Origin of the sequence: Afifella sp. JA880 (assembly GCF_025379905.1) — a bacterium.
GTDB lineage: Bacteria > Pseudomonadota > Alphaproteobacteria > Rhizobiales > Afifellaceae > Afifella > Afifella aestuarii.
In genome coordinates, this window is the sequence record NZ_JAOANH010000002.1 from 541,816 (window position 1) to 566,589 (window position 24,774).

Annotated in this window: 19 protein-coding genes and 1 pseudogene; 16 read left to right on the forward strand and 4 right to left on the reverse strand. The window is 65.4% G+C overall.

Features of this window, described 5'->3' with window-relative positions; all coding sequences use genetic code 11:
- Nucleotides 1-360: 360 nt before the first annotated feature.
- Complete coding sequence (locus tag NYQ83_RS10790) at nt 361-1,272, reverse strand: LysR family transcriptional regulator (protein ID WP_128291293.1); 912 nt, start codon at nt 1,270-1,272, stop codon at nt 361-363.
- A gap of 293 nt (nt 1,273-1,565) precedes the next feature.
- On the opposite strand from NYQ83_RS10790, the gene NYQ83_RS10795 reads away from it, so the two are divergent.
- On the forward strand, nt 1,566-1,817 hold the full coding sequence (locus NYQ83_RS10795) for a DUF1127 domain-containing protein (RefSeq protein WP_128291292.1): 252 nt from the start codon (nt 1,566-1,568) through the stop codon (nt 1,815-1,817).
- Between the two features lie 54 nt (nt 1,818-1,871).
- Here NYQ83_RS10795 and NYQ83_RS10800 read toward each other — a convergent pair whose 3' ends face one another.
- The gene (locus NYQ83_RS10800) at nt 1,872-2,816 is read right to left on the reverse strand and encodes a carbohydrate kinase family protein (protein WP_261214614.1); all 945 of its coding nucleotides are present in this window, start codon (nt 2,814-2,816) and stop codon (nt 1,872-1,874) included.
- A gap of 344 nt (nt 2,817-3,160) precedes the next feature.
- On the opposite strand from NYQ83_RS10800, the gene NYQ83_RS10805 reads away from it, so the two are divergent.
- The 10 genes from NYQ83_RS10805 to NYQ83_RS10850 all read left to right on the forward strand — a co-directional run bounded on the left by NYQ83_RS10805 (nt 3,161) and on the right by NYQ83_RS10850 (nt 17,346).
- A complete protein-coding gene (locus tag NYQ83_RS10805; RefSeq protein ID WP_261214616.1) occupies nt 3,161-4,399 on the forward strand; it encodes an ROK family transcriptional regulator in 1,239 nt (412 codons plus the stop codon).
- A gap of 164 nt (nt 4,400-4,563) precedes the next feature.
- A complete protein-coding gene (locus tag NYQ83_RS10810; RefSeq protein WP_261214617.1) occupies nt 4,564-5,982 on the forward strand; it encodes a sigma-54-dependent transcriptional regulator in 1,419 nt (472 codons plus the stop codon).
- 15 nt (nt 5,983-5,997) lie between these two features.
- Nucleotides 5,998-8,058 carry an ATP-binding protein gene (locus NYQ83_RS10815; RefSeq protein WP_261214619.1) on the forward strand — a complete coding sequence of 687 codons (2,061 nt, stop codon included), beginning with the start codon at nt 5,998-6,000 and terminating at the stop codon, nt 8,056-8,058.
- Nucleotides 8,059-8,368: 310 nt separating this feature from the next.
- Nucleotides 8,369-10,099, forward strand: coding sequence for an OFA family MFS transporter (locus tag NYQ83_RS10820; RefSeq protein ID WP_261214620.1), 1,731 nt, complete (start codon nt 8,369-8,371; stop codon nt 10,097-10,099).
- Between the two features lie 183 nt (nt 10,100-10,282).
- The gene (locus NYQ83_RS10825) at nt 10,283-11,194 is read left to right on the forward strand and encodes a LysR family transcriptional regulator (protein ID WP_261214621.1); all 912 of its coding nucleotides are present in this window, start codon (nt 10,283-10,285) and stop codon (nt 11,192-11,194) included.
- Between the two features lie 121 nt (nt 11,195-11,315).
- Nucleotides 11,316-11,795: a formate dehydrogenase subunit gamma gene (locus tag NYQ83_RS10830; RefSeq protein WP_261214623.1), complete on the forward strand. Its 480-nt coding sequence runs from the start codon at nt 11,316-11,318 to the stop codon at nt 11,793-11,795.
- A complete protein-coding gene (locus tag NYQ83_RS10835; protein ID WP_261214624.1) occupies nt 11,792-13,366 on the forward strand; it encodes a formate dehydrogenase beta subunit in 1,575 nt (524 codons plus the stop codon). Before NYQ83_RS10830 ends, NYQ83_RS10835 begins: the two co-directional genes overlap by 4 nt.
- Nucleotides 13,367-13,383: 17 nt before the next feature.
- Nucleotides 13,384-16,263, forward strand: coding sequence for a formate dehydrogenase subunit alpha (fdhF, locus tag NYQ83_RS10840; RefSeq protein WP_261214626.1), 2,880 nt, complete (start codon nt 13,384-13,386; stop codon nt 16,261-16,263).
- Nucleotides 16,264-16,289: 26 nt separating this feature from the next.
- Nucleotides 16,290-17,129 (forward strand): formate dehydrogenase accessory sulfurtransferase FdhD, encoded by an 840-nt coding sequence (gene fdhD, locus NYQ83_RS10845; RefSeq protein WP_261214627.1) that lies wholly within the window; start codon nt 16,290-16,292, stop codon nt 17,127-17,129.
- Nucleotides 17,119-17,346, forward strand: coding sequence for a formate dehydrogenase subunit delta (locus NYQ83_RS10850; protein WP_128291281.1), 228 nt, complete (start codon nt 17,119-17,121; stop codon nt 17,344-17,346). Before fdhD ends, NYQ83_RS10850 begins: the two co-directional genes overlap by 11 nt.
- 88 nt (nt 17,347-17,434) lie before the next feature.
- Here NYQ83_RS10850 and NYQ83_RS10855 read toward each other — a convergent pair whose 3' ends face one another.
- Nucleotides 17,435-17,830, reverse strand: a complete 396-nt coding sequence (locus NYQ83_RS10855; RefSeq protein ID WP_261214628.1) for a VOC family protein — start codon at nt 17,828-17,830, stop codon at nt 17,435-17,437.
- Nucleotides 17,831-18,180: 350 nt separating this feature from the next.
- On the opposite strand from NYQ83_RS10855, the gene NYQ83_RS10860 reads away from it, so the two are divergent.
- The 5 genes from NYQ83_RS10860 to NYQ83_RS10880 all read left to right on the forward strand — a co-directional run bounded on the left by NYQ83_RS10860 (nt 18,181) and on the right by NYQ83_RS10880 (nt 22,864).
- The gene (locus NYQ83_RS10860; RefSeq protein WP_261214629.1) at nt 18,181-18,942 is read left to right on the forward strand and encodes an ABC transporter ATP-binding protein; all 762 of its coding nucleotides are present in this window, start codon (nt 18,181-18,183) and stop codon (nt 18,940-18,942) included.
- Nucleotides 18,939-19,652: an ABC transporter ATP-binding protein gene (locus tag NYQ83_RS10865; RefSeq protein WP_128291278.1), complete on the forward strand. Its 714-nt coding sequence runs from the start codon at nt 18,939-18,941 to the stop codon at nt 19,650-19,652. Before NYQ83_RS10860 ends, NYQ83_RS10865 begins: the two co-directional genes overlap by 4 nt.
- Nucleotides 19,653-19,708: 56 nt before the next feature.
- On the forward strand, nt 19,709-20,923 hold the full coding sequence (locus NYQ83_RS10870; protein ID WP_409976999.1) for an ABC transporter substrate-binding protein: 1,215 nt from the start codon (nt 19,709-19,711) through the stop codon (nt 20,921-20,923).
- Between the two features lie 82 nt (nt 20,924-21,005).
- Complete coding sequence (locus tag NYQ83_RS10875; protein ID WP_234628713.1) at nt 21,006-21,896, forward strand: branched-chain amino acid ABC transporter permease; 891 nt, start codon at nt 21,006-21,008, stop codon at nt 21,894-21,896.
- On the forward strand, nt 21,893-22,864 hold the full coding sequence (locus NYQ83_RS10880; RefSeq protein ID WP_234628714.1) for a branched-chain amino acid ABC transporter permease: 972 nt from the start codon (nt 21,893-21,895) through the stop codon (nt 22,862-22,864). The genes NYQ83_RS10875 and NYQ83_RS10880 overlap by 4 nt, the downstream gene beginning before the upstream one ends.
- 371 nt (nt 22,865-23,235) lie before the next feature.
- On the opposite strand, the pseudogene NYQ83_RS10885 reads toward NYQ83_RS10880, so the two are convergent.
- Nucleotides 23,236-24,774, reverse strand: a pseudogene (locus tag NYQ83_RS10885) (methyl-accepting chemotaxis protein); the annotation flags it as partial.

Below are 24,774 nucleotides of genomic sequence, written 5' to 3' on the forward strand. Positions count from 1 at the left end.
TCTTCGGCCCGAAGGCCTCGCGGCTTATCATTACGGGAAAGACACGACACCGGATGTCGACATCGCATCCCTCTGCCCGCGCCGAAAGGCACGGACATGAAGGGCGAAGTTGCGCGAAACCGCGGCCCTCGCCTCATCTTCGGATATCTAAATTGTCGTCCGCTGCACGAAGGGAAAGACCCGACGGCAACTTGCACAAGACTAGATCACGCGGTTTTGCCGCTGTCAAATAAATAAATCACTTTGATTTTGCAATTAGCATGACAGCAGAATAAGTCCCGATTCCCTCGTGACTTAGCGCCAATGTCACACAGTCTATAAAATTTGAAACTGCCGAGTATCAAATCCTGAAAGGCGCGTTTATTCTTCGCGCTCCCAGGGCGGCACATTGCCGAAATGCGCCCTCAGATAATCGATGAAGGCGCGCACCCGCGGCGACAGATTCCGCTTTTCCGAATAGAGCGCCAGAATGTCCGACCCGTCGTCGGCATAATCCGGCAAGAGCCTGACGAGCCGCCCGGCCTTGATGTCCTCGCCGACGAGATAGGTCGAAAGCCGCGCGATCCCGAGGCCTGAAAGCGCCGCGTGATAGATCGCATCGGCGCTGTTGGCCTCGAAATTGCCGGTGAGCGGCACGGGATCGGCCCCCTCCGCCCCTTCCAGATGCCAGTCGTTCCAGCGCGTCACGGTCGACAGGCGCAGGCAATTGTGATGCGCGAGATCCTGGCGCGTCGTGGGCGTGCCGGCGCGCTTCAGATAGGCGGGCGCGGCGCAGATCACGCGCCGGTTGCGGGCGAGCTTGCGCGCCACCGCAAAACTGTCCTCCACCTGCTCGGTGAAGCGGATGGCGACGTCGATGCCCTCCGCCGCGAGATCGATCGGCCGATCCGTCACCTCGAGCGAGACCTTGAGCTCCGGATAGCGCGCCATGAACTCCGGCATGATCGGCAGAAGCTGTGCCTTGGCGAAGGCGACGGTGGCCGCGATCCGCAAGACCCCGACAGGCTGGCCGCTGATCGCGGTGGCGAGGTTTTCCGCCTCCGAGACCCTGGCCGCGAGATCGGCGCAGCGCTCGTAGAAGGCGCGCCCCTCTTCGGTCAGCGACAGGCCGTGCTTGCTGCGGTTGAGAAGCCGCACTTTGAGCCGATCTTCCAGAAATCCGATCTGCCGGCTGACCGCCGATGGCGTCAGGCCGAGGGAGCGCGCCGCCGCCGAAAAGCTCTCGCTTTCGACCACGGTCGCAAACAGGATCATCTGGCTCGGAAGTTCCATCACACCTCGGCTTTGCAGCTGGGTCACAGCCCCTTTGACCCAAGGGCGCCTTCGCAAGCGCCGCCGCCGTCATTATTTGTGCATCACAGCACGATTATGATGCGCCGCAATATCGGCGTAGGGCCCGACACCATCAAGATAAAAACGGGTTCGTGGAAGCGCACCAAAGAGCGGTTGCAGGCAACTACCGCAATGCAACACAGGCCGGCGAAAGCCCGTCGAGGCAGACTGCCTGCCCACGAACAGAAATTCAGACGGCAATTCCCCCTGCCGTCCCATGATGGAGAAGCCACATGAAGACCCTCACTCTCGCACGCCCCGCTTCCGGGCCGCTCGCCGCGCCGGCCTCGACCGTATCGATGGGCGATGGCGCTCGCACCCTCCTGTCGCGCGCCTGGACGTCCGTGAAGCAGCGCTACCAGTACGGCGAACTCGTTCGCGAGCTGGAAGGCTATCGGGACCGCGACCTCGCCGACATGGGCTTCGACCGCAGCGAAATCCGTCGCGTGGCGTATGAAGGCGCCTACGGCCGCTCCCGCGCCTGATCTGCCGTTCTCCGAGCGGCCGTCCGTTCGCAAGACCGCTCGAAAAAACCTCCATCACCCGTCCAGGCTGGCGGCAGCACCAAGCTCCGCTCGCCGGGGCGGATCGGCGCCGCGGCGTCCGCAGGTGATGCCGGCCGCCTCCGTGGCGAAGGCGAGAAGCGCCTCCACCTCGTCCCGGCGCAGCAGGGACAGCGCCTCGCGCGATTTCGTCGAGCGCTCTGAAAGGCCTGCAATCAAGGCGGCCATGAAACTGTCGCCCGCCCCGACCGTATCGACGACGTCGACTTTGGAGCCTTTGACGGACACCCGTCCGAACGAGCCGAAGGCTTCCGCCCCCTCCCGGCCATAGGTGACGACGACCAGGGTCGCTCCTGCCGCCCGCCAGCGTTCGGCGGTCTCCGCCGGCGGCGCGCTCGGATAAAGAAGCCCGAGATCCTCCTCGCTCACCTTGATGAGATCGGCCGTCGGCACGAAGGCGTCGAGACGCTCGCGCCAGAGGGATAGATCCGGCTCCACGTTGATGCGCACATTGGGATCGAGCGTCACCAGCCGCTCGCCAGCCTCTCGCCCCAGGAGCGACAGAAGGCTCGTGCCGATCGGCTCGGTGACGAGCGAAAACGAGCCGGCATGCACGCCCCAGATATCGCGGCTGAAAACCGGCAGATCGGACAGGTTGACGGCCCGGTCCGCCGCCCCGTCTCCATAAAACGCATAAGACGGCGAGCCGTCTTTGCCGAGCGTCACAAGGCTGAGGGTCGTGCGTCGGCTGGAGCGCAGAAGAAACCCGGTCTCCACGCCTTCCGTCTTGAGCGCCGCAAAAAGCTTTTCGCCCAGAAGATCGGTCGAAAGACCGGTGAAGAGCGCCGCCTCCTGGTCGAGCCGGGCGAGCCCCACGGCGACGTTGAAAGGCGATCCGCCGATGCGCGCGTCGAAGGAGAGCCCTTCGCCCTGATCCGAACCGTAAAGATCCCAGAGCGCCTCGCCGCAGACGACGAACATCAGGCCGCTCCTGTCGGAATGTGAGGAAAGCCTCGCTGCATCTTCTCCTCCCGCCGGCTGCCTGTTTTTCTCGGCCCGTTTTTGGCCTGTCTTTCCGGCCTTATGATCTTGCTCGGCGGGCCGGGATGGTCGGCGGCGCCGCGCTCGGGCCGGCGGCTTCCACACGAGCCGACCCCCAGAGATAGGCAGCGCAGCGCCGCCTGACCGGCAGCCATGGCGCACGCACCCATCCACATCGGACACCTAAAGTCAATAACTAAATCACATTGGTTTTTTAATTTCCTTTCAGCTAGCCTGCCCTGCCGCAAGAGGACGAACCGCAAGGACTGCGAAGGCACGGCGAGATGCGAGGCGGAGACACAACCGGGCTGCGCGCCTACAACGAGCGCCTGATCATCCACGCGCTCCTGCGCGCCGGCGCCTTGTCGAAGGCGGAGATCGCGCGCGAGACCGGCCTCTCCGGCCAGGCCGCCTCCGTCATCGTCAACCGGCTCCTCGCCGAAGGTCTTCTCATCAAGCGCGACAAGGTCCGCGGCCAGGTCGGCCAGCCTTCGACCCCGATCGCCCCCAATCCGAAGGGCGCCTTTTCGCTCGGCGTCAAGATCGGCCGCCGCAGCGTCGAGGCGATCCTGGTCAATCTCGTGGGCGAGGTCATCGCATCCGCCCAGGAAAGCTACGACGCACCCCTGCCCGAAGAGACGGTCCGCCTCGCCATCGCCCAGGCGAGCGACCTTCTCGCCTCCCTCGACGCCGCCTCCAGAAAGCGCGTCGTTGGCCTCGGCATCGCCATGCCGAGCGAGCTTGAATCCTGGGCGCCGGAGCTCGATCTCGCGCCGGGCACGCTCGACGCCTGGCGCGACATCGACGTCGCCGCAGCGCTTCAGGAGGCGACGGGCCTCCCCGCCTCCCTCCACAACGACGCGACGGCCGCCTGCGCCGCGGAAGTGATCCTCGGCGACGCCGTCACCCGCCGCAGCGCGCTCTACCTTTATCTCGGCACCTTCATCGGCGGCGGCATCGTCATCGACGGCAAGCTCTATCGCGGCGAGCAGTTCAACGCCGGCGCCATCGGCTCCATGCCGACCGCGCATCAAAGCGCCACGGGCGCCCCCCAGCAGCTCATCCACACCGCCTCCATCATCCAGCTGCAGCAGGCCTTCATCGAGGAAGGCATCGACGCCGGCGAGGCGCTTCTGCGCGGCGACGACGTTCCGGGAGCGGCACGTATCTTCGATGTCTGGGCCCTGCAGGCGGCGGAGGAAATGGCGCGTGCCGTCATCTCGGCCATGAGCGTCATCGATTTCGAGACGATCGTGGTCGACGGCCTGCTGCCACCGGCCTGGCGCACCCGCATCACCGGCCACCTCGCCGAGGCCGTGCAGGATTTCAACCGTCTCGGCCTCAGCCGGGCCGAGATCGTCTCAGGCTCCGTCGGGCCAGTGGCGCGGGTTCTGGGCGCCGCCATGCTGCCGCTCCAGGCACGCTTTTCGCCGAACACCGACCTCCTCGTGCGCCAGACGATTACGCGCCAGAGCGACGCCGAAGCCCCGCCTTCTTTCGCAAACGAGCCGCAGACCGGATAGCCGCCGTCCGCAGCCGCAATCCGCAGGCGTTGTCCGCCCGCTCTTTGCATTCGGGCCGGCTTGTGCCCATCATGGCTCCAAACAAGAAAACGATTTCTCTCGGGGGTCCATCCTCGCGAGAAACCGAGGAAACCCTCTTGAGGACCGTCCATGAGCCTCGCCCCATGAGCCTCACTGCCGCGCGCAGCGTTGAGCCTGCGCCGCGCGTTCCAGAATTCGGGCCCTGGCTCGCCCAGGCCTCGATCCTCGTCGTCGACGACGAGCCGGGCATGCGCAATTTTCTCGTCCGCACGCTAAAACCCCGCTGCAAGCGCCTGGAAGAGGCCGCCGACACGGCCGAAGCCTCCAAGAGGCTCGACGAGCACCATTTCGACGTCGTCATTCTCGACAACATCATGCCCGGCAAGAGCGGCGTCGAATGGCTGACGGAACAGCGCGAGATCGGCCTTTTCGCCGATGCGATCCTGATCACCGCCTATGCCGATCTCGAAACCGCCATCCAGGCGCTGCGCGCCGGCGCCGTCGATTTTGTCCTGAAACCCTTTCGCTCCAACCAGATCCTCAACGCCGTCGCGCGCTGCCTCGACCGGATCCGCCTGCAGCGCGAAATCCATGTTCTGCGCCACGAATTGCGCTCCACCGCCGATCACATGCTTCTGCGCGACAAGCTGATCGGCCATTCCCCCGGCATCGGCGAGGTGCGCGACACCATCGCCCGCGTGGCGCCCCTGCCGACCTCGGTTCTGATCACCGGCCAGTCCGGCACGGGCAAGGAGGTGGCGGCGCGCTCCATCCACGCCCTCTCCGAGCGCGCCGACAAGCCCTTCGTCGCCGTCAATTGCGCCGCCGTACCGACCGACATGCTGGAGGCGGAGCTTTTCGGCCACCTCAAAGGCGCCTTCACCGGCGCCGATGCGGGCCGCGAGGGCCTCTTCATCCATGCCCATGGCGGCACGCTCTTTCTCGACGAGATCGCCGAACTGCCGCTTCCCATGCAGAGCAAGCTCCTGCGCACGATCGAAGACCGGCGCGTGCGCCCGGTCGGCTCGGAGCGCGAAGTGCCGGTCGATGTGCGCTTCATCTTTGCCACCAATGCCGACCTCGAAGCCGCCGTCGAAGAGGGCCGTTTCCGCACCGATCTCTTCTACCGCATCAACGTCATGCAGATCGCCATGCCGCCGCTCGCCGCCCGCGGCGAGGACGTGATCGAGCTCGCCACCCTCTTCATGCAGCGCCTGTCGAAGCAGCTCGGCATGCCCCCGGTCGAAATCGACGCTGCCGTGCGCGCGGGCCTTGCCGCCTATGACTGGCCCGGCAATGTCCGCGAGCTCCGAAACCTCATCGAGCGCTCGCTCATCCTCGGCCGCTTCCCGCCGGAATTTCGCGGCGATCCCGCCCCCGGCGCGGAAAGCACGCATGCCCCCGATATCACCGGCGAACCGGGCGAAGCGCTCGAAGAGGTGGAGCGCCGCCATATCCTGCGCGTTCTCGAAGCAACCGGCGGCAACCGTGCCGAAGCCGCCCGCCGCCTCGGCATCTCGCGCAAGACCATCGACCGCAAATGCTCAGCCTGGAACATCTGAGCTGGAGCCGCTGAAATGACGTCGGAGCCGGCGCGGTCCGGACTTGCGCAGTCCAGCTTTGCGCGGCCCAGTCCGGAAAAAATCGGCCGGCACCGCTCGGTTCGCTTCCGTCTCCTGGCGATCGCGCTCCTGCCGACCTTCGTCATCCTGCCGCTTCTTCTCGGCGTCACCATCGTCCGCTGGAACGCGAAATTCGACCAGCTTCTGAAGTCGAAGGTGCATGGCGACCTCACCATCGCCGACCAGTATTTCAACCGCATCCTGGAGACGACAGGCGACGAGATCGATGCGCTCGGCCGCTCCGCCGAATTCCGGGACGTGATCGAGGCCGATGCCCCCGCCCCGCTCGCCGCCTATCTGGAGAAGAGCCGCAAGGCGCTCGGCCTCGATTTTCTCTATCTCGTCAGCACCGGCGACGGCGTGCGCGCCACTTCCCCGTCCGGCGCAGCCCCGGACCTTTCGGGCGACCGGCCGGTCGTCCAAAGCGCCCTTGCCGGCAAGCCCACGACGGCAGTCGACATCTTTTCCGGCGACGACCTCGCCGCCATTTCGCCGGCGCTGGCCGCGCAGGCGCGCCTTCCCCTCGTCGACACGCCCAACGCCGTGCCGACCGACAAGACGGCCGAAACCCGCGGCATGGTCGTGCATTCGGCAAGCCCCGTGCGCCTGCCCGGCCAGGGCCCCGCCGCCCTCGTCGGCGGCCTTCTCCTCAACCAGAACCTCGTCTTCATCGATACGATCAACGACCTCGTCTACCGCGAGGAGAGCCTGCCCGCCGGCAGCCAGGGTACGGCGACCCTTTTTCTCGACGATGTGCGCGTCTCCACCAATGTCCGGCTTTTCGAGGACAAGCGCGCCCTCGGCACCCGCGTCTCCGCCGCCGTGCGTTCCGCCGTTCTCGGCGAAGGCCGCGTCTGGCTCGACAGCGCCTTCGTCGTCAACGACTGGTACATCTCCGCCTACGAGCCGATCACCGACAGTTTCGGGCGCCGCGTCGGCATGCTCTATGTCGGCTTCCTGGAAGCGCCGTTTCAGCGCACCAAGCTCGTCTCGCTTCTCACCCTCATCGCCGCCTTCGCCGCCGTCACCGCCTTGAGCGTGCCGCTCTTCCTGCGCTGGGCGGGCTCCGTCTTCCGCCCCTTGGAGCGCATGACGGAGACGATCTCCAAGGTCGAGGCCGGCGATATGAGCGCCCGCACCGCCCTTCCCGACAATGAAGACGAGATCGCCCGCGTCGCCGCCCATCTCGACGGGCTTCTCGATCAGGTGCAGGAGCGCGACCGGCAACTCCGCTCCTGGAACGAGGAGCTCAACGCCCGCGTCGCGGACCGCACGCGCGAGCTGAGCGAAGCGAACCGCCAGCTCGAGGCGACGACGAAACAGCTCATCATGTCGGAAAAGCTCGCCGCGATCGGCGAGATCACGGCGGGCGTCGCCCACGAGATCAACAATCCCGTCGCCGTCATGCAGGGCAATCTCGAAGTCATGCGCTCGATCCTCGGCGACGCCGCCGCCCCCGCCGAAACGGAGATCCGCCTCATCGACGAACAGATCGACCGCATCGGCCAGATCGTGACGAAACTCCTGCAATTCGCCCGGCCGGAGGAATATGCGGGCTTCATCGAGAGCCACGCCCCCGCCGATGTCGTCGCTGACTGCCTGCCTCTCGTCCAGCATCTCCTCAACAAGGCGGAGATCGAGGTCGCGCGCCGCGACACCGCCACCCGCCTCGTCCTCATGAACCGCACCGAGCTGCAGCAGGTGCTGGTCAACCTCATCGTCAACGCCATCCACGCCATGCCGGACGGCGGCCGGCTGACGATTACGACCTCCGATACGGATCGCGACGGCACGCCGGGCATTCAGATCGCGATCGAAGACACCGGCACCGGCATCCCTCCGGAGGTGCTGTCGAAAATCTTCGATCCCTTCTTCACCACCAAGCGCCAGGAGGGCACCGGCCTCGGCCTCTCGATCAGCCAGACGCTGATCGTTCAGCAGGGCGGCGCGCTCACGGTCACGAGCACGCCGGGCGAAGGCACGACCTTCGTGATCTGGCTCCCCGAAGCGCGCTGACGGCACCAGATCGCCCCGCTGCAAACTCGGCGTCACAGAGACAATTTGTCCTATTTTTGCTGGCGTCTCTTCCCGTCCGAGGGACGTTTTGTCCCTCTGCCCCTCGACAGGACTCCCGGAAAACCGCGGCTTTCCCACCGCCCCCGCTCTGGCATCCCTCTTGCGTAGCGTCCTCACGCCACGCCGAAAAAACGGGCGGGCGCTGCGCGGCCATGCTCCGCGCAGGGAGGAAACGACAAGGGGCGCTCACTTGCCGAAAGACCGCGGTCACGCGGCGCGGCGGGGCGAGCCCGGGAGGGAAAATCGCGACATGTTCGACAGCCTCAAGAAGGAACACATCGTCGCCGGCGAGAACTTCAACCGTTGGAAGGTCCCGCCGGCCTCGATCGCCATCCATCTGTGCATCGGCTCCGTCTATGCCTGGAGTATCTTCAACCCGCCGCTGACGCGTGAATTCGGCGTCGTCGCCGCCTCCGCCGGCGATTGGAGCCTGCAATCCGTCGTCTGGATCTTCTCCGTCGCCATCGTCTTTCTGGGCCTTGCCGCGGCCTTCGCCGGCAAGTGGCTCGAAGAGGTCGGCCCGCGCATGGTCGGCGTCGTCGCCGCGCTCTGCTGGGGCGGCGGCTTCATCGTCGGCGGCCTCGGCATCGTCACCCACCAGCTCTGGCTCGTCTATCTCGGCTACGGCGTCATCGGCGGCTGCGGCCTCGGCCTCGGCTATGTCTCGCCCGTCTCGACCCTGATCCGCTGGTTCCCGGACCGGCGCGGCATGGCGACCGGCATGGCCATCATGGGCTTTGGCGGCGGCGCCATGATCGCCACGCCGATCAAGGAATTTCTGCTGCGCACCTTCTATGAGGTTCCGACCTATCTCGGGCCGGAAAGCGCCGTCTCCCTCGTCACCGAGGGCGGCCGCCGCATGGCCGAGGTCAACGGCCAGATGGTCGAGGTCGTCGTCGCCGGCGCCAAGCAGGTCGCCGCAGCGCCCGTCGCCATCGAGCCCGGCATCTACGTCGCCGGCACCGGCAACACCGGCGCCGCGATGACCTTCTTCACCCTCGGCGTCATCTATTTCGTCGTCATGGTGATTGCCTCCTTCTCCTACCGCGTGCCGCGGGAGGGCTGGAAGCCGGCCGGTTGGGAGCCGGCCGCCGCGCATGTCGCGCAGCGCAAGATGATCTCCGACAACGACGTCCACATCGACCAGGCGCTCAAGACGCCGCAATTCTATCTTCTGTGGATCGTGCTCTGCTTCAACGTCACGGCGGGCATCGGCGTCATCGGCGTCGCCAAGACCATGATGACGGAGATCTTTGGCACCACCCTGCCCTTGATCGTGAATTCCGCCTTCGCGGCGACCTACGTCTTCATGATCTCGGTCTTCAACATGGTCGGCCGCTTCCTGTGGGCCTCGGCATCGGACTATATCGGCCGCAAGAACACCTATTATTGCTTCTTCGTTCTCGGCACGATCCTCTACCTGTCGATCCCGTTTGCGGCCCAGCAGGTGAGCGTCGATCCGGCGGTGACCTGGCTCGTCATGTTCTACGCCGCGACGATGATCATCTTCACCATGTATGGCGGCGGCTTTGCCACCATCCCGGCCTATCTCGCCGACATCTTTGGCACCAAATATGTGGGCGGCATCCATGGCCGGCTTCTGACGGCCTGGAGCACGGCGGGTGTTCTCGGACCCCTCGCCATCACGCAGCTGCGTCAGATGTCCCTGTCGAACGCGATCCACGATCTCGCCGCGCGCGTCGATCCTTCCGTTTTCCGGGAGAAATTCGGCGCCGGCATCGATCAGCTCGACCAGATGATCGCCGCCAACACGGTGACGATCGGCCGGCTGATGGAGATCGCCCCTGCCGGCACGGTCGACCCGACACCGAGCCTCTACAACACCACCATGTATTGCATGGCGGGGCTCCTGGTGCTGGCGCTCATCGCCAATTCCCTCGTCCGTCCGGTGCACGAGAAGCACCATATCGACGAGACGACGGAAGAGGTGGAAGGGCGCGTCGTCGCCGCTGCCGAATGACAAAGCTTGCGGCCGGGCACATCGCCCGGCCCTCTTTCCCGCCCCTAGCCGGGCCTTGCAGCCGGCCGCTTTGCCGCCCCGCGTCTGGGCCTGTCGCCCGGACGCCTTTCCAGAACGCCCGCATCCTGTATCGTGGGCACGTCGCAGGCGGGCCGAAGATCCGCAAGGCGGCGGGAGACGCTCATGATCGACAAGCTGGAAATGTTCATCGCGCTTGCCCGCGAGAAGCATTTCGGCCGTGCCGCAGAGGATTGCCGCGTCACCCAGCCGACGCTCTCCTCGGCGATCAAGCAGCTCGAAGACCAGTTCGGCGTCATGCTCGTTCGCCGCGGCTCGCGCTATCAGGGGCTGACGCCGGAAGGCCAGCGGGTGCTCGAATGGGCGCGCCGCATCGTCGCCGACGTCCGCTCCATGCAGGAGGATCTGCGGACCGCGCGGTACGGCCTCTCCGGGCATCTGCGCATCGCCGCCATCCCGACGGCGCTCTCCGCCGTCGCCGAGCTGACCGCGCCCTTTGCGGAAGCCCATCCCGGCATCACCTTCACCGTCCTGTCGCGCAATTCGGTCGAGATCCTGTCGCTTCTGGAAAATCTCGAGATCGATGTCGGCATCACCTATCTCGACAACGAGCCGCTCGGCCGCGTCACCACGGTCCCGCTCTACGAGGAGCGCTACGCCTTCGTCACCCAGGCGGACGGGCCGCATGCCGGCAAGTCGAGCATCACCTGGAAAGAGGTGGCGGGCGCACCCCTCTGCCTGTTGACGCCCGACATGCAGAACCGCCGCATCATCAATCAGAAGATGGGCGAGGCCGGTGCGAGCGCCGATCCGACGCTCGAATCCAACTCCGTCATCACCCTCTTCGCCCATGTGCGCACCGGCCGCTGGTCGAGCGTCATGCCCTGGCGGCTGGTGGACGCCTTCGGCCGCCTGGACAATCTGACGGCGATCCCGATCGTGGAGCCGGAGGCCGCGGAAAGCATCGGCCTCGTCGCCGCCTACCGCGAGCCGCACACGCCGGTTCTTGCCGCCCTTCTCGCCGAAGCCCGCAAGGTTTCGCAGCTTCTGCCCCGAGAGAAACGGCCCTCGGCCTAGCGCTCGATAGGTTTTCCCGATCACTCGACGGGATAACACTATTGATAAGACATGACGTCGCGCGTCAAAATTACCGCAATAAGAAATCCGGCAAAAACAATCGCCGGCCATGGGAGGAAGAATGACTGCCCAGACAGGCGCAGCGGACATTGCCGTCCGTGCCACAGCGATCGTCGATGCCAACGCCGCCCTCGAAGGCCCGCTCCTGCCGATCCTGCACGATCTCCAGGAAGAGTTCGGTTGCGTGCCGGAAGAGGCCGTGCCGGTCATCGCCAACCGCCTCAATCTGAGCCGCGCCGAAGTCCATGGCGTCGTCAGCTTCTATCCCGACTTCCACCACACCCCCTCCGGCCGCCATGTCCTGAAGGTCTGCCGCGCCGAGGCCTGTCAGTCGATGGGCGGCGAAAAAATCGCCGACCGTGTCCGATTAGCCCTCGGCATCGACTGGCATGAGACGACGCCCGACGGCGCCGTCACGCTCGAACCCGTCTACTGCCTCGGCCTCTGCTCCTGCGCCCCGGCCGCGATGCTCGACGGCGAGGTGACCGGCCGCCTCGACGAGACCCGCCTCGCCCCGCTTCTCGACGAGGCCCGGCGATGACCGATCCCGTCAAAGGCCCCATCAAGGTTTACGTCCCGCGCGATGCCGGCGCGCTGGCGCTCGGCGCCGACAAGGTCGCGGCCGCAATCGCCCGCGAGGCGGAGGCGCGCGGCCTCGACATTCGCCTCATCCGCAACGGCTCCCGCGGCCTCTTCTTCCTGGAGCCGATGGTCGAGGTGGCGACCGAAGACGGCCGCCTCGCCTATGGCCCGGTCGCGCCCGAAGACGTCGCCTCCCTCTTCGATGCGGGCTTTCTCACGGGCGGCGACCACCCCCTCGCCCAGGGCAAAACGGAAGAAATCCCCTTCCTCGCCCGCCAGACCCGCCTCACCTTCGCGCGCTGCGGCATCATCGATCCGCTCGATCCGGCGGATTACGAGGCGCATGGCGGTCTGAAGGGGCTGCGCAATGCCGTGATGATGACGCCCGAAGAGATCGTCGAGACGATGATCACGTCGGGTCTTCGCGGTCGCGGCGGCGCCGGCTTTCCGACCGGCATCAAGTGGAAGACCGTCGCCGAAGCGAAGGGCGAGCAGAAATACATCGTCTGCAACGCCGACGAGGGCGACAGCGGCACCTATTCCGACCGCATGATCATGGAGGGCGACCCCTTCATGCTGATCGAGGGCATGGTGATCGCGGGCCTCGCCACCGGCGCGACGCGGGGCTACGTCTACACCCGCTCCGAATATCCGCATGCCATCGCAACGATGCGCGACGCGATCGCCATTGCCCGCAGCCACGGCTTTCTCGGCTCCGACATTCTGGGCTCCGGCCACGCCTTCGACATGGAAATCCGCATGGGCGCCGGCGCCTATGTCTGCGGCGAGGAAACCTCGCTTTTGAACAGCCTGGAAGGCAAGCGCGGCGTCGTGCGCGCGAAGCCGCCGCTTCCCGCCCATGAGGGCTTTCTCGGCCGCCCGACCGTCGTCAACAACGTCATCTCGCTTGCCACCGTGCCGGCGATCCTCGACCACGGGCCGGAATTCTTCCGCGATTTCGGCGTCGGCCATTCGCACGGCACGATCCCCATTCAGATCGCGGGCAACGTCAAGAATGGCGGCCTCTTCGAGATCGCCTTCGGCCTCACCTTGCACGAGCTCGTCGACGAGATCGGCGGCGGCACGAGAAGCGGCCGACCGGTCAAGGCGGTGCAGGTGGGCGGCCCGCTCGGCGCCTACTTCCCCCGCGCCCTCTTCGACACGATCTTCGATTACGAAGCCTATACCGCGAAGAACGGCCTGATCGGCCACGCCGGCATCGTCGTCTTCGACGACACCGTCGACATGCTGAAGCAGGCCCGCTTCGCCATGGAATTCTGCGCCATTGAATCCTGCGGCAAGTGCACCCCCTGCCGCATCGGCTCCGTGCGTGGTGTCGAGGTCGTCGACAGGATCGCGGCGGGCGAAGACCCTGACGCGCAGATCGCCCTCATGACCGACATCTGCCAGACCATGCGCTTCGGTTCGCTCTGTGCCCTCGGGGGCTTCACGCCCTTCCCGGTCCTGAGCGCGATCGAACATTTCCCCGACGATTTCCGCCCAACCCCCTTCGCCGAAGCCGCCGAGTAGAGCCGAGGAGCAGCCTGATGAGCCTCATTCACGAAATCGACTACGGCACACCCGCCTCCACCTCCGAAGAGACGGTGTCGCTCACGATCGACGGCTTCGAGATCAGCGTCCCGGCCGGCACCTCGGTCATGCGCGCGGCCGCCGAAGCCGGCATTCAGGTGCCGAAACTCTGCGCCACCGACATGGTGAAATCCTTCGGCTCCTGCCGCCTCTGCCTCGTCGAGATCGAGGGACGGCGTGGCACGCCCGCCTCCTGCACCACGCCGGTCGCCCCGGACATGGTCGTGCATACCCAGACGCCGCGCCTCAAGGAGATCCGCCGCGGCGTCATGGAGCTCTATATCTCCGACCACCCGCTCGACTGCCTCACCTGCGCGGCAAACGGCGATTGCGAACTCCAGGACATGGCGGGCGAAGTCGGACTGCGCGACGTGCGCTACGGCTATGACGGTGCCAACCACGTCAAGGCGAGGAACAACGGCGAGGCGAACCCGCGCTACCGGCCGAAGGACGAAACCAATCCCTATTTCACCTTCGATCCCACGAAATGCATCGTCTGCTCGCGCTGCGTGCGCGCCTGTGAGGAGGTGCAGGGCACCTTCGCGCTGACGATCGAAGGCCGCGGCTTCGGCTCCGTGGTCGCCGCCGGCCAGGACGAGGCATTCCTGGCATCGGAATGCGTCTCCTGCGGCGCCTGCGTCCAGGCCTGCCCGACGGCGACGCTCCAGGAAAAATCGGTGATCGACAACGGCCTGCCGGAGCATGCGCGCGTCACCACCTGCGCCTATTGCGGCGTCGGCTGCTCCTTCAAGGCGGAGATGCGCGGCGAGGAACTCATCCGCATGGTCCCCTACAAGGACGGCAAGGCGAACCGCGGCCATTCCTGCGTCAAGGGCCGCTTCGCCTATGGCTATGCCAATCACAAGGATCGCATCCTCAACCCGATGATCCGGGAAAAAATCACCGATCCCTGGCGCGAGGTCTCCTGGGAGGAGGCGCTCGCCCATACGGCGTCGGAATTCCGCCGCATCCAGCATCAATACGGACGCGGCGCGCTCGGCGGCATCACCTCCTCGCGCTGCACCAATGAAGAGACCTTCATCGTCCAGAAGCTGGTGCGCGCCGGCTTCGGCAACAACAATGTCGATACCTGCGCCCGCGTCTGCCATTCGCCGACCGGCTACGGCCTCAAGACCACGTTTGGCACCTCCGCCGGCACGCAGGATTTCGACAGCGTCGAGAAGACCGACGTCGTCATCCTGATCGGCGCCAATCCGACGGACGGCCATCCGGTCTTCGCCTCCCGCCTCAAGAAGCGTCTGCGCGAAGGCGCCAAACTCATCGTCATCGATCCGCGCCGCATCGATCTCGTGCGCTCGCCGCATATCGAGGCGTCTTATCACCTGCCCCTGAAGCCGGGCTCCAACGTCGCGGTCCTGACCGCGCTCGCCCATGTCGTCGTCACCGAAGGCCTCTTCGACGAGACCTTCATCCGCGAGCGCTGCGACTGGGACGAGTTCCAGGATTGGGCGGCCTTCGTCTCCGAGCCGCGCAACTCACCGGAGGAAGTGGAAAAAATCTCCGGCGTGCCGGCCGCCACCATCCGCGGCGCGGCACGTCTCTATGCGACCGGCGGCAACGGCGCGGTCTATTACGGCCTCGGCGTCACCGAACACAGCCAGGGCTCCACCACGGTGATGGCGATCGCCAATCTCGCCATGGCGACCGGCAATCTCGGCCGCCCGGGCGTCGGAGTGAACCCGCTCCGCGGCCAGAACAACGTTCAGGGCTCCTGCGATATGGGCTCCTTCCCGCATGAGCTGCCGGGCTACCGCCACATCTCCGACGAGGCGACGCGCGACATCTTCGAAAAGCTCTGGAACGTCACCCTCGACGACGAGCCGGGGCTTCGGATCCCCAACATGCTCGATGCCGCCGTCGACGGTTCCTTCCGCGGCATCTACATCCAGGGCGAGGACATCCTGCAATCCGACCCCGATACGAAGCATGTCGCCGCCGGTCTCGCCGCCATGGAATGCGTCGTCGTCCACGACCTCTTCCTCAACGAGACGGCGAATTACGCCCATGTCTTCCTGCCGGGCTCCACCTTCCTGGAGAAGGACGGCACCTTTACGAACGCCGAGCGGCGCATCAACCGCGTCCGCCGCGTCATGGCGCCGAAGAACGGCTATGCCGATTGGGAGGTAACGCAGCTTCTGGCGAACGCGCTCGGCTGCGGCTGGAACTACACCCATCCGCGCGAGATCATGGCCGAGATCGCCGCCACCACGCCGAGCTTTGCCGGCGTCACCTACGATCTCCTGGAAAAGGAAGGCTCGGTGCAATGGCCGTGCAACGAGAAGGCGCCGCAGGGCACGCCGGTCATGCATGTCGGCGGCTTCCAGCGCGGCAAGGGCAAGTTCGTCGTCACCGAATATGTGGCGACGGACGAAAAGACCGGCCCGCGCTTCCCGCTCCTTCTGACGACCGGCCGCATCCTCACCCAGTACAATGTCGGCGCGCAGACGAGGCGCACGGCGAACACCGTCTGGCACGAGGAAGATCGCCTCGAAATCCATCCCCACGACGCCGAACAGCGCGGCATCAAGGACGGCGATTGGGTGCGGCTCGCCAGCCGCTCCGGCGAGACCTCGCTGAAAGCCCGCATCACCGACCGCGTCGCGCCGGGTGTCGTCTACACGACCTTCCACCATCCCGGCACGCAGGCGAACGTCATCACCACGGATTTCTCCGACTGGGCGACCAACTGCCCGGAATACAAGGTGACCGCCGTCCAGGTCGCGCTGTCGAATGGGCCGAGCGACTGGCAGCAGGAATATGAGGAGCAGACCCGTCAGGCCCGCCGCATCGCCCCGGCAATGGAAGCGGCCGAGTGAGAGAGGCGCCGAATGAGGACGCGAGGATGACGCAAAAGACCCATCACCCGGTCGCCCGCATCGCCCATCGCCTCGGCAAGGCGCGGCCGGGCGAACGCGACCTGCCGGAAGAAACGGCCGTCGCCCTCACCTATGGCGGCACCACCCAGGCGGTGATGATGGCGACCCCGGCCGATCTCGTCGATTTCGCCGTCGGCTTCACGCTGACGGAGGGCATCGTCGACACGGCCGAGGAGATCGACGCCGTCGATATCGTCGAGCTCGAAGACGGCATCGACGTGCAGATCATGCTGGCCGAGGAGGCGGACGAAAAGCTCGCCGAACGCCGCCGCCACCTCGCCGGTCCCGTCGGCTGCGGTCTCTGCGGCATCGAAAGCCTGGAAGGCGCCGTGCGCCAGCCGCCCGTCGTCCCCGCCTCCGATCTCACGTTGTCGCCGGCCGACATCGCCCGTGCCATGGGCGCGCTCTCCCGGGCCCAGCCGCTGCACGCCGCAACGCGCGCCGTGCATGCCGCTGGCCTCTACGCTCCGGGCGAAGGGCTCCTCGCCGTGCGCGAAGACGTCGGCCGCCACAATGCGCTCGACAAGCTCGTGGGCGCGCTTGCCCGCCGCGCCATCCCGGCCACTGAGGGCGCCATCGTGCTGACGAGCCGCGTCTCGGTCGAAATGGTGCAGAAGGCGGCGGCCGCCGGCAGCCCGATCCTGCTTGCCGTCTCGGCCCCCACGGCACTTGCCGTCCGCATGGCGGAGGCCGCCGGCATCACCCTCGTCGCCATCGTCCGCGACCGCGACTTTGAAGTCTTCACCCATCCGGGCCGCATCACCGACACGCCCGAAACCTCGGCGAGGCTCACCCATGTCGCCTGACAAACTCGCCTATATGGCGAACCAGATCGCCACCTTCTTCAAGAGCCGCCCGGACCACGAGGCCGCCGCCGGCGTCGCCGACCACATCAACTCCTTCTGGGAACCGCGCATGCGCGCAAAACTCTTCGAGATCCTGGATGCGGGCGGCACCGGCCTCGACCCCCTCGTCGTCGAAGCCGCCCCGATGATCCGCCAGCCGAAGCCCGAACGCGCCTGAACAGGCGCGCACCCGCCCCTTTCGAACACCATCCCGAAAGCCGACGCCCGGCCCGCGCCGGAGGCCGGGTCTCAGCCGCGCGCTGAGTTCACTTGAACCGGCCGCCGCGCTCGAGAACCTCGATCTTGTAGCCGTCGGGATCTTCGATGAAGAAGAAGCGCGCGAAAGGCGCGCCCTGATGCACCATTTCCTTGATGTCCTTCGGCGCCAGCCCGGCCTCGCGCATACGCGCATGCTCTTTATCGAGGTCGCCGACGGATACGGCCATGTGCCCGTAGCCATTGCCGAGATCATAAGGTGTGCTTTCGCCCTTGTTGATCGTCAGCTCCAGCTCGAATTCGCTTTCTTCGTTTGCCAGATAGACGAGCGTGAAGCCGTCGAACGCGTAACGGTCGGCGATCTTGAGGCCAAACGCCTTGTCGTAGAATGCCACCGAGCGCTCCTCTTCGAGCACGCGGATCATCATGTGAATATTCTTGGCCACCTTCGCCTCGCTGCCTTCGCCGCTTTTTCTGGGCTCGCGCCGGCGTCTCGTCAGGCCGGCTGCTGGCCGATATGCCACCGCGCCCTCATCACCGTCAACGAACCGGGAAGGCGCAAGAAAAACCCGTTCCCGCCCCTGCGTCAGCTGGCGTCTTTCAGAAAATCTCTGCATTGTCGTCCCGATCTGACTTGAAGTTTCAGGCAAACCGGTGCGACAACATGCACCGAGCGGAATAAAACAAAGAACCGCTCCGCGGCTGCTGTGAACAAAAGACGGCGGGGCCGCAGGGAGGATGACAATGCTTCCCCGCAAACCCGCTGCGCATTGGGCAACTGTGATCAGGCGGGGAAATGTCGGAATTCATTCTCGAGACCGAGAATCTCACGAAGTATTTTGCCGGCTTCGCGGCGGTCAGTGGCGTCAATCTCGGGGTCCGTGAGGGCACGATCCATGCTCTCATCGGCCCGAACGGCGCCGGCAAGACGACCTGCTTCAACCTCATCACCAAATTTCTGCAGCCAAGCTCGGGCACGATCCGCTACGCCGGCCACGACATCACCCGGTCGACGCCGCATCACGTGGCGCGGGACGGGCTCGTGCGCTCGTTTCAGATCTCCGCGGTCTTTCCGCATCTGACGGCGCTCGAAAACGTCCGCCTCGCGCTGCAGCGCCCGACCGGCCTCTCCTTCCATTTCTGGAAGTCGAGCCGGGTTCTGGAGCGGCTCCACGAGCGCGCCTACGAGCTTCTCGCCGCCGTCGGCCTGTCGGAATTCACCGACACGTTGGCCGTCGAAATGCCCTATGGCCGCAAGCGCGCGCTCGAGATCGCCACGACGCTCGCGCTCGAGCCGAAGGTCATGCTCCTCGACGAGCCGATGGCCGGCATGGGCCATGAGGACATCGCCCGCGTCTCCGATCTCATCCGCCAGGTGGCGCAGAACCGCACCGTCTTGATGGTGGAACACAATCTCGAAGTCGTCGCCGATCTCTCCGACACGATCACGGTCCTGCAGCGCGGCCAAATCCTGGCGGAGGGCAGCTACGACGAGGTCTCACAAAACCCCGAGGTCCGGGAGGCCTATATGGGCACGGGCGACGAGGCGGAGGCATGAGCGTGCGCAAGACCATCCTCGAAGTCTCCGATCTCAACGCCTGGTACGGCGAATCCCACGTTCTCCACGGCGTCGATTTCGAAGTCCGCGAAGGCGAGGTCGTCAGCCTTCTGGGGCGCAACGGCGCCGGCAAGACGACGACTTTGCGCTCCATCATGGGCCTCGTCGGGCGCCGCTCCGGCTCGATCCGCTTCGACGATCAGGAGCTCATCGACCTGAAGCCCGACAAGGTCGCCCGCCGCGGCATCGCCTATTGCCCTGAAGAGCGCGGCATCTTTGCGAGCCTCACCGTGGAAGAGAACCTTCTCCTGCCCCCCGTCGTGCAGAAGGGCGGTCTGCCCATCCCCGAAATCTACGAGCTCTTTCCGAACCTGAAGGAGCGGCTTCTCGGCGCCTCCGGCACCCGCCTGTCCGGCGGCGAGCAGCAGATGCTGGCGATCGGCCGGATTCTGCGCACCGGGGCGAAGCTCCTCCTGCTCGACGAACCGACGGAAGGCCTCGCCCCCGTCATCGTCCAGCAGATCGGCGCCAGCGTGCGCCGCCTGCAGGAGCTCGGCTTCACCGTTCTGCTGGTCGAACAGAACTTCCATTTCGCCGCCCGGCTCGCCGACCGTCACTACGTCATCGAGCATGGCCGCGTCGTCGACCGCTACCAGCGCGACGACATCAAGACGCGCATGGGCGAACTCAACGAACTTCTGGGCGTGTAACGGACGGCGCCCGGAGAACCACAAAAAGTCCAAACGAGAGGAGAACCCCAATGAGCATCAAATCGGTCGCCCTGGCCTCAACCGCGCTTGCCGCACTCGCCGCGATGGTGGGTGCTGCCCAGGCGGAGATGTCCGACAACGTCGTCAAGATCGGCGTCCTCAACGACCGCTCCGGCCTTTATGCCGACCTTTCCGGCGAAGGCTCCGTCGTCGCCGCCCGCATGGCCGTGGAAGATTTCGGCGGCAAGGTCGGTGACGCCAATATCGAAGTCGTCTCCGCCGACCATCAGAACAAGCCCGACGTCGGCTCTTCCATTGCGCGCGAATGGATTGACCAGGACGGCGTCGACGTCATCGTCGACGTGCCGACCTCGTCGGTGGCGCTCGCCGTCCAGCAGGTGACCTCGGAAAAGGATACGGCGTTTCTTGATTCCGGCGCCGGCTCGACCGCGCTCACCAACGACCAGTGCGCCCCGACCTTCGTGCACTGGACCTACGACACCTACGCCATGTCGGTCGGCACCGGTAAGGCGGTCGTCGAACAGGGCGGCAAGAGCTGGTTCTTCCTGACCGCCGATTACGCCTTCGGCCATCAGCTCGAAAAGGACACCTCGACGGTCGTGAAGGAGAATGGCGGCGAGGTTCTGGGCTCCGTCAATCACCCGCTCTCCACCTCCGACTTTTCCTCCTTCCTGCTGCAGGCGCAGGCCTCCGGCGCCGATGTCATCGGCCTCGCCAACGCCGGCGGCGACACCACCAACGCGATCAAGCAGGCGAACTCCTTCGGCATCGTCCAGGGCGGGCAGAAACTCGCGGCCCTTTTGGGCTTCATCACCGATGTCGACGCCCTCGGCCTCGATGTCGCAAAGGGTCTGACGCTGACGACGGGCTTCTATTGGGACCGCACCGACGAGACGCGGAAATTCGCCGATCGCTTTGCCGAGAAGATGAACGGCCAGAAGCCGACGATGGTGCAGGCCGGCGTCTATTCCGCCGTCACGCATTATCTGAAAGCCGTGGACGAGATCGACGACGACGGCGGCGAAGCGGTCGTCACCCAGATGAAGAAGATGCCGATCAACGACTTCTTCGCCGAGAACGGCAAGATCCGCGAGGACGGCCGCATGGTCCACGACATGTATCTCGTCGAGGTGAAGGGCCCGGACGAGTCCAAAGGCAAGTGGGATTATTACAACATCGTCAAGACGATCCCGGGCGATGAGGCCTTCCAGCCGCTCGACAAGGGCAGCTGCAAGCTCGTCAGCAACTGATCGTCCCTGAAACGGCCCGGCGCGGCCTCGCCGCCCGGGCCTCCCGCCAACGCCAGGTTCCCCCAACCAAGGAAAGGCTCGTATGCAGGAAATCCTGGGTGTGCCGGCGCCCCTGTTGTTCGGGCAGCTTCTGATCGGGCTCATCAACGGCTCGTTCTACGCGCTGTTGAGCCTCGGCCTGGCCGTCATCTTCGGCGTTCTGAACGTCATCAATTTCGCCCACGGGGCGCTCTATATGATGGGCGCCTTCGTCGCCTGGCTCTTGTTGCATCATCTCGGCATCGGCTACTGGCCGAGCCTCATCGTCGCCCCGTTGATCGTCGGCGTCTTCGGCATCGTCATCGAGCGCACCATGCTGTCGCGCCTCTATGACCTCGACCATCTCTATGGCCTGCTTCTGACCTTCGGCCTCGCCCTCATCATCGAGGGCACCTTCATCAATTTCTACGGCGTCTCCGGCCAGCCCTACGCCCCGCCGGAAATCCTGACCGGCGGTCACAATCTCGGCTTCATGTTCCTGCCGACCTACCGCGCCTGGGTGATCGTCGCCTCGCTTCTCGTCTGCGTCGGCACCTGGCTCTTGGTGGAGCGCACGCGTCTCGGCGCCTATCTGCGCGCCGCGGTGGAAAACCGCGAGCTCGTGCGCGCCTTCGGCATCAACGTGCCTTTGATGATGACCCTCACCTACGGTTTCGCGGTGGCGCTGGCGGCCTTTGCGGGCGTTCTCGCCGCGCCCGTCTATACGGTGAGCCCGATCATGGGCCAGCATCTCATCATCGTCGTCTTCGCCATCGTCGTCATCGGCGGCCTCGGCTCCATCTTCGGCTCCATCGTCACCGGGCTCGGCATCGGCATCGTCGAAGGCCTGACGAAGACCTTCTACCCGGAGGCCTCCTCCACCGTCGTCTTCGTCATCATGGCGATCGTTCTCATCTTGCGGCCGAACGGCCTTTTCGGGAGGCCCCGCGAATGACCGACACGACCTCCAATGTCGAACTCAGCGACGACACGTTTCGCAGGCATCGCCTCGCCGGCTATCTGATCGCTGCCGTCGGCATCGCCGCCCTCGCGGTCGCGCCGTTCCTCGGCATCTATCCGATCTTCCTGATGAAGCTTCTGTGCTTCGCCCTCTTCGCCTGCGCCTTCAATCTGATGCTGGGCTATGTCGGGCTTCTCTCCTTCGGCCACGCCGCCTTCTTCGGCATGGCGGCCTATGTGGCGGGCCATGCCGTCAAGGTCTGGGGCATCGGCACGGTCTTCGGCATCGCGGCGGGCACCCTCACCGCGGGCGTGATGGGCCTCGTCTTCGGGGCGATCGCCATCCGCCAGAAGGGCATCTATTTTGCCATGATCACGCTGGCGCTCGCCCAGATGGTCTTCTTCTTCTGCCTGCAGGCGCCCTTCACCCATGGCGAGGACGGCATCCAGGGGATTCCGCGCGGCACCGTCTTCGGGCTCATCGATCTCCGCGACACGCTGACGATGTATTATTTCGTTGCCGTGATCTTCGCCGCCGGCTTCTTCGTCCTCTACCGCACCGTCCACTCGCCCTTCGGCCAGGCCTTGAAGGGCATCCGCGAGAACGAGCCACGCATGATCTCGCTCGGCTATCCGGTCGCGCTCCTGAAGGTGCTCGCCTTTACGATGTCGGCGACGATCACCGGCCTTGCCGGCGCGACGAAGGCGATCGTCTTCCAGAGCGCCACCCTGACCGACGTCAACTGGCACATGTCGGGTGAAGTCGTGCTGATGACCCTGATCGGCGGCATGGGCACCATTCTCGGGCCCGTCGTCGGCGCCGGCATCGTCATCGCGCTGCAGAACTATCTGTCGACGATCGGCTCCTGGGTGACGGTCGTCATGGGCGCGATCTTCGTCATCTGCGTCCTGACCTTCCGAAGAGGCATCGTCGGCGAAATTTTGGCCTGGATGCGCCGATAGAGCGTCTCGGATGAACCGCTCTATCGCGGGGCTCGGGTGAGAGCCCCAGCCCGATGAGACTTCGCGTCGGCGGCGATCCGCTGCCTCGAGCCGCTTGCGCGATGTCCGCATCGCGCTTTGCGTCTCTCTTGCCGGACCACCCTGCCGACGCGAAAAGGGAACCATTCACTCAAGATCGAGAGGGCTCCGAAGCGGGCGCGGCGCCCGCTCCACTGTCACTCCGACCTTAACCGAGTCGGGCCTTATGCTGCACGGACATTCTCCAGGAACTGGTTCATCGCACCGCGCAGCGAGCCGAGCCGCGTGTCGAGATCGCCGACCGATTTGCGCAGCTCGTTGCTCGCATTGCCGGTCCGCAACGCCGATTCCGACACTTTGCTGATCGAGGCGCTGACCTCCTGCGTGCCGGATGCGGCTTCGGTGATGTTTTGAGCGATCTCGGTCGTGGCGGCATTCTGCTGCTCGGTCGACGTTGCGATATCGTCGGACCGCTCGGCAATGTCGCGCACCATTTCCGCGATCGAGCGGGTGGCTTCGATGGAAACGTCCGCCGCTGAGCGGATATCGCCGATCTGGCGGTTGATCTCCTCCGTCGCCTTGGCCGTCTGCTCGGCGAGAGCCTTCACCTCGGCGGCAACGACCGCAAAGCCCTTGCCCGCCTCGCCGGCCCGCGCCGCCTCGATCGTGGCATTGAGCGCAAGAAGATTGGTCTGCGAAGCGATGTCGGTGATGAGTTTGGTAACGTCGCCGATCCGCCGCACGACGGCATTGAGCCCGTCGACCGCCTGGCTCGACCGCTCCACCTCGTCGGCCGCCGTGCGGGCAACCTTGGAAGAGGCCTCGATCTGGGCACTGATGTCACGCGTGGAGGCGGACAATTCCTCCGTGGCGCTCGCCACCGTCTGGACGTTGTTGGTCGCCTGTTCGGCCGCCGACGACACCGTCAGAGACTGCTCGCTCGTGGAGCTTGAGACCTCCTGAAGAAGACCCGCCGTCTCCTCCAGCTGCTGCGAGGCGGCGCTGATCTCGCCGGAGAGGCTGAGAACCGACGCCTCGAACTCGTCGGCGAGACGCAGCATCGCTTCGCGGCGCTGCCGGTTCGCGATCTCGCGCTCTTCGGCTGCGGCGCTCTCGAGCTCTCGCGCCCGCACCAGGCTCGCCCGGAAGACGGACAGCGCATTGTGCATCCGCCCGATCTCGTCGGCGCGCTTCACCTCCGTGATCGTCACATCCGTGTGGCCCTCGGAGAGATCCTGGGTGACCTTGGCGAGATTGCCGAGCGGGCGCACGACGCTCAGATGGTTGAAGATGCCGAAGAGAACGGCGCAGAGCGCGCTGATCACGGCGCTGACGATGGCCACCGTTTCGACCATGGACAAGGCGCTGTTCTGTGCGGTTGCCAGAACGCTCTGGCGCTCGCCGAGCTCTGAGAGGCTCGTCTTGATATCCGCTTTGATGGCCCGGAAGGCCGCCTGCCCGTTGCCGGCCGCTTCGATCGCCTTGGCGAGATCGACGGTCATCGGATCGCGCATCAGCGTGACCTGACGCACGACGAAATCCTCGTACCACTGGCGCCAATTCACGATCGCCTTCCCGACATTGTCGGCAATGTCGAGACGCTCGAGCAACGGAGCAAGCTCCACAACGAGGGTTTCGGTTTCGGCCCTATTCGCCTCGATTGTCTCGACCCAGTCGCGGTCGCCGGTCAGAAGGAAGTTCTTGAGGCCGATGGATTGGTCATCGATAGCGGTTTCAAGTTTGGCGATCTCGACGATCGAAGACTTGAGTTCTTCGTAATCGGCGACGGCGCGTTCGGCGTCGACCGCCTGCAGATAGATGACGGCGTTGAGCACGAGGCCGATCAGGGTCAAAACCGTGAAGGCCAGGATCGCTTTCAGTGTGACGGACAT